Below are 6,459 nucleotides of genomic sequence, written 5' to 3'. Positions count from 1 at the left end.
GTACATTTTTTAAGCTCTCTTTTTTGAGAAATAACCTTATGGTTCATGGTAAATAGGCAAGCTTCAGCAAACCAAACACTTAAGCTAGTTTTTTCTTTAGTGAAAAATTTTGAATACTGACTAGAGTAGCTATCTCCAATAATAGTGTAGTCAAACTCATAGTTGTCTTTAGGATTGATGTATGAATGTTCATAGGATGGTATGATGCCTCCACCAGCATATTGGATAGCAAATTCTTCTGCTGTGATATTGTAGCGGTTATCTATTCTAAAAGCGGCTCCTTTAGTTTTATAAACCCCATACATTGGTAGCAACGCTATGAATACAGCGATTAAAATATATTTTGCATTCCATTTGCGAACTTCTATTAAATAATAAGAGGGAACAGCAAAAAGGAATGTTAAACCAATAAAGAACCCAAAACTCATATCGAGATTATAACGGTGATTAATTACTAAAATTGGCCAATGGTACAAGTACATTGAGAATGACCACAAACCAATTTTTTGGAACACAATATTGTTAGTGAAGAATGAGCAGCTATTTGATTGAATTAAGAGAAAAACACCAATTGTTGGAATAAATACAGAATATCCTGGCCACACAGTATGTTCAGAAAATATAAAAAAAGAACCAACAATAAGGATGAGCCCAATACCTTCTAATAGGTATTTATGAGATCGTTTTGTAATCGTTAGTGGGAATAGGAATGCAAGTCCACCGATTAACATATCCCATACGCGTCCAGGTAATAGATAATAGGCTGTCATGGGTGATATATTACTGATGTAAATCGTTAATAAGAAAAAAGTAATTGCAAGAGTAATAATGATTTTTTTAATTGTAGAAATAGAGCAGATCTTAGCGAGAAACACTAATAAAAGAGGATAAAAAATATAGAATTGCCATTCAACAGAAAGAGTCCAAGTGTGCAGTAAAAATTTACTCATTGCACCGGGATCAAAATAGCCTGTTTCTCGCCAATATAAGAAGTTAGAGATAAAAAGTAAGCTTCTTATTGATTCTTTGGTTAAAGATCTATACGAGATTGGGCCTAAGAAGAAGTAACCTAAAATAACAAGAATAATAGTTAAAACTAGCAGTGCGGGAATAATTCTACGGATTCTTGCAGAGAAGTATTTACGTAAAGAAAAAGAGTTATTATTTAATCCACGAAATATAATTGCAGTCATTAAATAACCTGAAATAACAAAAAAGACATCCACGGCAGCAACAGCGCCAGGGAGCCATTGCTTATTAAAGTGGAATATCATAATTGCTATGACTGCATAGGCGCGTAATCCATTAATATCTGTACGAAACTGCATAAATTTATCCTTCACTCAAATATATTTTGTGGCGAGTATTAGCTTCGATCTTATTAATTTCTTGGATAATATATGGCCCGATAATATCAGCACCATAAGTTGATATATGCCCATCATCACTAAAAGTAGGTTCATTATTGATTAACATACGGCAGCCCTTTTGATCGCATAAACCCATGTCAGAATCGATATAATGTAGATTTTCATATTGTTCAGCTACTTTTTTGAGTATCTGGTTGAGTTTTGGAGGATCAGCAGGAATAAATTCATCACACGTTTCTGAAAATTTAGAAAGTCCTTGTTCTGATAAACATTCATAAATGTTGTAACTCGGTATTGTATATAGCCCTACTAAGTAGATGTTTTTGTCAGGGTTATGGTGTACTAATGTTTCAATAGTTTTTGTGATAGCTGAAGAATAGTTAGGGTGATTTCTAGAAAGCAACTCTCCTGAATCAGGAGTTTTTAGTGTATAACCATCCCAACTTTGTATCCAAATAATTGGTTTTGATTGATTTTCTGTCTTGGTTTTTGTGAAAAAATTATTCACAAAACTGCTACATTTTTTAAACTCACTTTTTTGAAAGATCACTGTATAGTCTATTGTAAATAAACATGCGTTAGCAAACCAAGTACGCAAACTAATATTTTCTTTCTTTAGAAATTTTGCGTATTGTCTTGAATAGCTATCGCCAATAATAGTGTAGTCAAAATCATTATTAAGTTTTGGGTTGATGTATGACTCAATATATGATGGATATCCGGATCCACCTGCATATTTATTAGCAAATTCTTCGGCTGTAATGTTGTAACGGTTGTCCATCCTATATGCAGCTCCTTTAGTTTTATAAGCACCATAAATAGGCACCAATACAACTAAAAGTGAAATAATGATGATTTTAACATTCCACTTTCTTTTTTCGACTAGGTAATATGATAATAAAGATAAGATAAACGTTATGCTAATGAAGCTAATAAAAGATATTTGTAAGTTGTAGCGATAATTCACATATACAACAGGCCAATGGTATAGATATAAGGAATAGGACCATAATCCTATTTTTTGAAATAGCAAATTATTGGTAAGTAGCGAATGCCCATTAGCTTGTATTAAGAAAAATGTACCCAATGTTGGTAACAATGCCATATATCCAGGCCATGGAATATTTTCATTGATAATGAAAAATGACAGTATAATCAGTAAAATACCGCCTGTTTCAAAAGTGTATTTATGCCATGAATGTTTAAGGTTGAATGGATATAAAAATATTAAACCACCTAATAGCATTTCCCAAATTCTTGTAGGTAATAAAAAATAAGCTGCCGTAGGGAATTGATTGGTGAAGTATATTGTAAAACCCAAGGATAGAATGGCAATTATAAGCACTAATTTCTTGAGTGTATTGATAGAAAATATTTTAGCAAAAATTGCTAGAATGGCCGGGTAAATAATGTAAAACTGCCACTCTACAGATAATGACCATGTATGTAACAAAGGTTTACTGAGTGCTGCTGCATCAAAATAACCTGAATCTCGCCAATATAGAAAGTTTGAAACAAATAATAAACTGCGTATCGATTCTTTAGAAAGGTTACGGTAAGAGATAGAACCAAGAAAAAAATAGCCTAATATCATTAAAATAATAACTAATACTAATAAGGCAGGAATAATTCGCTTAATTCGAGATGAATAAAAATTACGTAACGAAAAAAATTGTTGATTCAGACCACGAAATATGATGCTTGTCATCAAGTAACCTGATATAACAAAGAACACATCGACACCAACAAATCCACCTGGGAGCCATTGTGGATTAAAGTGAAAAATAATAACTGCTAGGACGGCATAAGCTCGCAGTCCATTGATATCCGTGCGAAATTGCATTCAACTTACCTTTAACTTGAAAGAAGAATACTCAATGAGTAATTGAGTATTTTTAATTTGTTTAGAATCATTAAATTGACGCAACATTATAGTATGAAAATTAGATATTGTAACCGTATTCAGTAATCAGGAGGCTACAAAACTTTACTTATTATAATTTATTAGACATATGTGTATGAAGTAATACATATACTTTATGACATAATAATCTTTGTTAACTCACCCACATAATCTTGCATTGGTTTTGGATTCTTATCTGTACGGCTTTCAATATTCAAACGTAATAAAGGTTCTGTATTCGACGCACGGACATTCAAGCGCCAATTACCAAAATCTAAGCTGATTCCATCGGTTTTATTAATAATCGGGTTTTGATGGGCAAAATGATCCATGATTTTTTGTATGGTTTGCTGTGTGTTTTCAACTTTGAAGTTGATTTCACCACTACAAGGAAATTTAGCAATCATATTTTCAACGAGTGAAGATAATGATTGTTGAGTTTCAGACATTACAGAAATGGCTAATAACCAAGGGATCATCCCACTATCACAATAAGAAAAATCACGAAAATAATGGTGTGCGCTCATTTCCCCACCATAGACAGCATTATGCTCTCGCATTTTTTCTTTGATGAATGAATGGCCTGATTGAGATTGCACAGCAATCCCTTGATATTCATTTACAATATCAAAAGTATTCCAAACTAATCGGGGATCATGGACGATTTTCTCACCGGATTGCTTGAGTAAAAATGCTTGTGCCAATAAGCCAACAATGTAATAACCTTCGATGAATTGCCCTTTTTCATCAAATAAGAAACAGCGATCAAAGTCGCCATCCCATGCAATGCCTGCATCTGCTTGATGTGCCATGACTGCATCTGAAGTCATTGAACGATTTTCTATTAAAATTGGGTTAGGAATACCATTCGGGAAGTTACCATCAGGTTCATTGTGGATTTTGATGAGTTCTACAGGAATATTGAGTGCTTTAAATTTAGCTTCGAGTGCAGTAACTACATGGCCTGCTGCGCCATTGCCTGCATTCATGACTAATTTCATGGGGCGAATTTTAGCAGGATCAATGTATGTTAATAAGTGCTCAATGTATTCAGGTAAAATATTATAAAGTTTAGTGGTACCTTTGGTTTGAACTTCATTGAAATCACCTGATTCTGCCAAAGCTTGTATTTCTTTTAATCCACTATCTGCACCGATTGGGCGGGCATTTTCACGAACTAATTTCATGCCATTGTAATCCATTGGATTATGGCTTGCTGTGATCTCGATGCCGCCTTGTACATCTAAATGAAATGCGCCAAAGTAAACTTCTTCTGTGCCTGTTAAGCCTAAATCTAACACATTTACGCCAGCATCATTCAAGCCTTGAATGGTTGCTTGTTTAAGTGATTCACTTGTTAGGCGAACATCACAACCTACAACTATAGTTTTAGGTTGGTAAATTTGGCCATAAGCACGGCCAATTCGATAAGCGATCTCTTCGTTGAGTTCTGTGCCAAGTTTGCCACGGATGTCGTAGGCTTTGAAACAAGTGTATTGTGTCATGATTTTTAGAATCGTATTAAATAAAACATGGCAGTATCATACTAAAATTTCCGTCTATCGTCAGTGGCTTTTCCTTAAATAGGCATAATCATGTAAAATCATTCTAATCAATTATCAACATTTGGAAAATCATGTCTAACAAAACTTTCTTAATCATCGATGGTTCTAACTTTTTATTCCGTGCCTATCATGCATTACCACCTTTGACGACAAAATCAGGTCGCCCAACTGGGGCGATTCGCGGTGTGATTACGATGTTTCAAAAGTTATTGGATAGTTTTGATCCTGCATATGTCGCAGTAACTTTCGATGCGAAAAGTAAAAGTTTTAGAAGTGATATTTATGCAGACTATAAAGCGCATCGTCCGCCAATGCCAGATGATCTGCGTGAACAAATTGCACCTTTGATGGATGTTGTGGATTTATTAGGTTTGCCACGTTTGATCATTGATGGCATTGAGGCGGATGATGTGATCGCGACTTTGGCGATTGAAGGCAAATCTAAAGGTTATAGCGTGATTATTGCATCGAGCGATAAGGATTTGGCACAGCTCGTGGATGATCAGATTAAAATGTATGATGGCATGAAAAATGTGATGTTGGATCGTGAAGGTGTATTTGAAAAGCACGGCGTTTATCCTGAATCTATTCGTGATTACCTAACATTAATGGGCGATAAAGCCGATAATATTCCAGGTGTTGAAGGCGTTGGTCCAAAAACTGCTGCTAAATGGATTACTGAATATCAAACATTGGAAGGTATTTTAGCCAATGCTGAACAAATCAAAGGCAAAGTGGGTGAGCGCTTACGTAACTCATTCGAGCAAATTGCGTTATCTAAAAAGCTCACAACTTTGGTGATGGATGCAGAGCTGCCTTATAAAGTTGAAGATTTAGAGCTGCGCGATGCTAATGTGGAAGGTTTGAGAGAGCTATATACAGAATTTGAATTTCACTCTTTATTAAAGCAATTGGTGGCAGGTAAATCAGATAGCACATTTAAACCCATGTTGAATACGATGGTGTCAGCGCCAAGAACGGCAGAATGGTTAATGCCACGCAAGCCTGATTTTCAGGATTACCGTGCCATTACAACATTAAAAGATTTGGATGCGTATATAGCGCGTATTTCAGATGCTCATCGTTTATCTATTGATACAGAAACGGATGGCTTGGATTTCATGCAGGCGAAATTGGTGGGCATTTCTTTATCGATTGCGACAGGTGAAGGCGTTTATATTCCTGTGCAACACGATCTCTTGGTTGCGCCTGAGCAATTGGCTTTGCAAGATGTAATCACACGACTGAAACCAATTTTAGAAAATTCTGACATTGCTAAAGTTGGGCAAAATCTCAAATTTGATTGGCACATATTACAGCGCTACGGCATCACATTGAATGGCATTGCTGATGATACGATGCTTGCAAGCTATGTTTGGGATGCAACAGAAAAGCATAATATGGATGATCTTGCGCTGAAATATCTCGATCACACAACAACGCCATTTGAGGAAATCGCAGGCAAAGGTCGTGCACAAAAGACTTTCAATGAAATTCCATTAGAAGTAGCGACCCATTATGCAGCAGAAGATGCAGATATCACATTGCGCCTATGGCAGGCTTTGAAACCAAGAGTGGATTCTATCCCGACATTGAAATCGTTATATGAAACGATTGAAAT

Annotated in this window: 4 protein-coding genes; 1 reads left to right on the top strand and 3 read right to left on the bottom strand. The window is 35.4% G+C overall.

Annotated elements, in window-relative coordinates; genetic code table 11:
- The 3 genes from BZK14_RS07885 to BZK14_RS07875 all read right to left on the bottom strand — a co-directional run.
- Positions 1-1,328, bottom strand: a 1,328-nt coding sequence (locus BZK14_RS07885) for an acyltransferase family protein (protein WP_143691407.1), incomplete at its 3' end; no start/stop codon positions are given.
- A 4-nt stretch (positions 1,329-1,332) separates the two neighbouring features.
- On the bottom strand, positions 1,333-3,213 hold the full coding sequence (locus BZK14_RS07880) for an acyltransferase family protein (RefSeq protein WP_077925974.1): 1,881 nt from the start codon (positions 3,211-3,213) through the stop codon (positions 1,333-1,335).
- A gap of 194 nt (positions 3,214-3,407) precedes the next feature.
- The gene (locus BZK14_RS07875) at positions 3,408-4,778 is read right to left on the bottom strand and encodes a phosphohexomutase domain-containing protein (RefSeq protein WP_077925973.1); all 1,371 of its coding nucleotides are present in this window, start codon (positions 4,776-4,778) and stop codon (positions 3,408-3,410) included.
- A gap of 131 nt (positions 4,779-4,909) precedes the next feature.
- Between BZK14_RS07875 and BZK14_RS07870 the strand changes: the two genes are divergently transcribed.
- A partial coding sequence (locus BZK14_RS07870; protein ID WP_281249107.1) for a 5'-3' exonuclease H3TH domain-containing protein occupies positions 4,910-6,459 on the top strand: 1,550 nt, incomplete at its 3' end.

The sequence above is a fragment of the Wohlfahrtiimonas larvae genome (genome assembly GCF_002006755.1).
In the GTDB taxonomy this organism is placed as follows: domain Bacteria; phylum Pseudomonadota; class Gammaproteobacteria; order Cardiobacteriales; family Wohlfahrtiimonadaceae; genus Wohlfahrtiimonas; species Wohlfahrtiimonas larvae.
This window is presented reverse-complemented; position numbering and strand designations above follow the sequence as displayed.

What these genes read in the sequence shown, in the direction of transcription:
- BZK14_RS07880 (WP_077925974.1), bottom strand. Translation starts at nt 3,213, where the DNA reads ATGCAATTTCGCACGGATATCAATGGACTGCGAGCTTATGCCGTCCTA.
- BZK14_RS07875 (WP_077925973.1), bottom strand. Translation starts at nt 4,778, where the DNA reads ATGACACAATACACTTGTTTCAAAGCCTACGACATCCGTGGCAAACTT.